Below are 266 nucleotides of genomic sequence, written 5' to 3' on the forward strand. Positions count from 1 at the left end.
GATGTCCGACACCTTGACGCCGGCGTCCTTGATCGCGATGCGGCACGGTTCGATCGTGCGCTCGACGAGGTCCTCGACCAGCGCTTCCAGCTTCGCGCGGGTGATCTTCAGGTTCAAGTGCTTCGGACCCGATGCGTCGGCCGTGATGTACGGCAGGTTGATTTCGGTCTGCTGGCTCGACGACAGCTCGATCTTCGCCTTTTCGGCCGCTTCCTTCAGGCGCTGCAGCGCGAGCACGTCCTTCGACAGGTCGACGCCCTGCTCCT

Annotated in this window: 1 protein-coding gene; it reads right to left on the minus strand. The window is 63.5% G+C overall.

Going from position 1 to position 266, the window contains the following annotated elements:
* Window positions 1-266, minus strand: a 266-nt coding sequence (locus SB765_RS30350; RefSeq protein ID WP_410932585.1) for an Hsp70 family protein, incomplete at both ends; no start/stop codon positions are given.

The sequence above is a fragment of the Pseudomonas sp. SIMBA_067 genome, from assembly GCF_046534675.1.
Lineage (GTDB): Bacteria > Pseudomonadota > Gammaproteobacteria > Pseudomonadales > Pseudomonadaceae > Aquipseudomonas > Aquipseudomonas putida.